The sequence below is a fragment of the Pseudomonas sp. Sample_9 genome, assembly GCF_004307535.1.
GTDB lineage: Bacteria > Pseudomonadota > Gammaproteobacteria > Pseudomonadales > Pseudomonadaceae > Aquipseudomonas > Aquipseudomonas mercuritolerans.
Genome location: NZ_RAZO01000375.1, coordinates 1 through 3,522, shown reverse-complemented (window position 1 = coordinate 3,522; position 3,522 = coordinate 1). Strand labels below are relative to the sequence as shown.

Here is a 3,522-nt window from a genome sequence, read left to right as displayed (position 1 = left end):
ACTGGCGGAAGACAGCCGGAGTCGAACCTGCCCGGGAACGGATGCCGTCCCCAACCGGGTTTGAAGCCCGGCCGCGCCACCGGGCGCGATTGTCTTCCTGAACTCAGGGTGCGCAGGCGTTGGCCAGCGCGTTGTCTGGGCGGATCTGGCGGGATTCGCCGAGGCGGCGGGTCAGGCCGAGTCGGTCGAAATATTCCAGATACTGAATACAGCGTTTGCGTCCCAAGCCTAGCGCATCGCGGAAGGTTGTCACTTCAATTGCCGGATTTTCTTCGGCGAGCTTCAGCAGCAGCGCTGCCATTTGCCGCAGGACGATGTCGCTGATGAACAGGTCGCGCACCACCTGGTGCATCAGACCAAGGCGTGCGAGTTTGCGCAGCAGCAGGCGGACGCTGGCGTCGTCTTCGCCGAGCATTTTCGCGGCGTCGCGCACCCACGGCGGGTCGAAACCGGCCTGTTCGAACAACGGCTGTAATTGCTGCCAGAGGATTTCGTCGTCGGCATTCAGGCGCACCTGATGGTCGGGCAGGTGCAGCCAGGGGCCGCTGGCGAGGATCGAGCCGGCGCTGAGCAGTTCGTCGAGCAGGCTGATGAAGGTCGAGCGTTCCAGCGCCAAAGCGCTGAAGCGGCGCAGGCGATCGCGGTCCGGCCCCATCTGGTCGGGTTCCTGTTCGTGGAATCGCGCCAGTTGTTCGAGCAGGGTGAATTTCAACTGGCCCCAGCGCTGCACGTTGAACAGCAGCGGGCCTTGGCGGGTGTCGATCAGGCGGATGTTTTCCGCCAGCGTCCACTGCGCGCGCGGGCGGTTGAACTGGCGTTCCAGGCGTTGCGGGTCGAGGCCGCCGGGGCTGTGGTTGAGCAGTGCCGGCAAGGCTTGTTCGAGGCTGACGCTGAGAGCGAGGGTTTGCAGTTGCGCCAGACGTTCGGGGCTGCGACGTTGGCGGGCCGGGGCGAACGGGTCGAGGACTGTGCCGCCGCCGAGGGTGCGCTGGGCACTCGAGTCGCGCAGGATTAGCCGATCACCCTTCACCGCTTGCACTGGCGCGTTGATCAGCAGTTGCGCGAACATGCGCTCGCCGGGGCTCAGGCGCGGGCCTTGCAGCAAGGCGACGCGGGCGATGACATCCTGGGTGCCGAGGTGCAGATGCACCGGGTGAAAGTGTTCGAAGGTGCGCTCGCCGGGCAACAGTTGAAAGTCGATGTCGATGCGCTGGGTCGGGGCGTGCAGCCAGTCCGCCAGCAGCCATTGGCCACGGTGAATCTGCGCCAGTTCCAGGCGCTCGCCGCTGAGGTTCAATGCCACGCGCTGGCCGGCGAAGGCCTGTTCGGCGGCTTGGTTTTGCGCGTGCAGGCCACGGATGCGCACCGATTTGCCCGCAGGCCCCAAGACAAGTTTGTCGCCAACCGCAACCGTGCCCGACAACGCTGTGCCCGTGACTACAATCCCCGCGCCGGCGACGCTGAACGCCCGATCGATCGCCAGACGAAAGCCGCCCTCGCAACTGCGCGCGTGCACCTCGTTGTGCGCCTGCAATAACGCCGCGCGCAACTCATCGACGCCCTGCCCGTTCACGCTCGACAGGGTAAAAATCGGCGCATCAGCGAATGGCCCGGGCGCCAGCAGGTCGAGCACCTGACGCTGCACCTCTTCCACCCTGCCCGTTCCGGCCCGGTCGCATTTTGTGATCGCCACCAGCGCGCGGGGAATGCCTAGCAGTTCGACGATCGCCAGATGTTCGCGGGTCTGCGGCATCACGCCGTCGTCGGCCGCGACCACCAGCAACACCAGATCGATGCCCTGCGCACCGGCGAGCATGTTGTGGGTGAATTTTTCGTGGCCGGGCACGTCGATGAAGCCGGTCAGCCCGGCGCCCGCTGCGAGTTCGGCGTAGAGATAACCGAGATCAATGGTCATGCCGCGTTCGCGCTCCTGCGGGCGGCGGTCGCCGGTCTGCCCGGTCAGCGCCTGCAACAGCGAGGTTTTGCCATGGTCGATGTGCCCCGCCGTGCCGACGATCACCGGTCGACCTGCAATTGCGGCAACTGCGCCAGCCACGCTGGCTCATCGTCGAGCTGACGTAGATCGAGCCACAGCGCATCGTCGCCGATTCGCCCGAGCACCGGGATCGGCAAACCGCGCAACGCTGCGTCGAGATTCAATAAATAGCGCCCGCGCCAGCGCTTGGACACTTGCGGGCGACAACACAGCGCCGCGCTCGGCAGACGCGCCACCGGTTGGCTGCCGCTGCCGATCATGCCCAACGCCTCGACTGCACTGACCTGCCAGGCTGGTCCCAGGATTTCGGCCAGCAAGGGCTGCAAGCGTAAAGCCTGAGCGAAGATCTCGGCTTGCGGGCGGGTCAACAGCCGCAGACTCGGCAGGCGTTCGGCGAGGCGATCCGGGTCGCGATACAGACCGAGCACTGCTTCCAGCGCCGCCAGGGTCAACTTGTCGACCCGCAGCGCACGCTTCAATGGATTCTTCTTGATCTTCGCGATCAGCTCTTTGCGCCCGACAATCAAACCGGCCTGCGGCCCGCCGAGCAACTTGTCGCCGCTGAAGGTGACGATGTCGGCACCATCGAGCAATGCCTGACGCACCGTCGGTTCCGCCGGCAAACCCCAGCGCGTCAGGTCGAGCAGACTGCCGCTGCCCAGATCTTCCAGCAACGGCAAGCCATGGGCGTGCGCCAACTCGGCCAGTTCCGAAGTCGGCACCCGCGCGGTGAAGCCTTCGATGCTGTAGTTGCTGGCATGCACGCGCATGATCAAACCGCTGCGCGGGCCGATTGCCGCTTGGTAATCGCGGGCATGGGTGCGGTTGGTGGTGCCGACTTCGTGCAGGCGCACGCCGGCGCGGGCCATGATGTCGGGGATGCGGAAGGCGCCGCCGATTTCGATCAGCTCACCGCGCGAGATGATGCCTTCCTTGCGCACGCCGAGGCTGTTAAGGGTCAGCAGCACGGCGGCGGCATTGTTGTTGACCACGGTGACGGCTTCGGCGCCGGTCAGTTCGCGGATCAGGCCTTCGATCAGATCGTCACGATCACCGCGCTTGCCGCTGGCCAGATCGAACTCGAGATTGAGCGGATAGCGTGCGGCCATTTGCACTGCTTCGATGGCTTCTTCGGGCAGCAAGGCGCGACCGAGATTAGTGTGCAGCACCGTGCCGGTCAGGTTGAATACCCGGCGTACCTGACTGCGCCGCTGTTGCGCCAAGCGTTCGCCGACGCGGCCGGCGAGCACTTCGGGGCCGATTTCCACAGCCGCCAATTGCCCGCTCAACACGCCGGGCCGCAGCTCATCGAGCAACTGACGCAGGCCCGTCAGCAAAGAATCCCGGCCGTAGCGCTCGGCCAACGGCACGCACGCCGGGTGACGCAACAAGCCATCAATGGACGGCAACCGCAGGGCAACGCTGGAAGACATCAGCCACTCCTGATTTCACTGAAACAATCCCTTTTGGTAGCAAGCTTGCTCCCGAAAGGGTTTCAGAAGTGTAGACGCACTGCCGGAGCTAGC

General features: G+C 65.2%; 2 protein-coding genes and 1 tRNA gene. All 3 read right to left on the bottom strand.

Annotated features, from left to right (window positions below; genetic code table 11):
* Nucleotides 1–2 precede the first annotated feature (2 nt).
* Nucleotides 3–98, bottom strand: a tRNA-Sec gene (locus D6877_RS21625).
* Nucleotides 99–103: 5 nt separating this feature from the next.
* Nucleotides 104–2,020 carry a selenocysteine-specific translation elongation factor gene (gene selB, locus D6877_RS21620; protein WP_130912056.1) on the bottom strand — a complete coding sequence of 639 codons (1,917 nt, stop codon included), beginning with the start codon at nt 2,018–2,020 and terminating at the stop codon, nt 104–106.
* Nucleotides 2,017–3,429: an L-seryl-tRNA(Sec) selenium transferase gene (gene selA / locus D6877_RS21615; protein WP_130912055.1), complete on the bottom strand. Its 1,413-nt coding sequence runs from the start codon at nt 3,427–3,429 to the stop codon at nt 2,017–2,019. Before selA ends, selB begins: the two co-directional genes overlap by 4 nt.
* Between the last annotated feature and the right edge of the window lie 93 nt (nt 3,430–3,522).

Coding starts and splice junctions, on each gene's coding strand:
- selA (WP_130912055.1), bottom strand. CDS start 3,429: ATGTCTTCCAGCGTTGCCCTGCGGTTGCCGTCCATTGATGGCTTGTTG.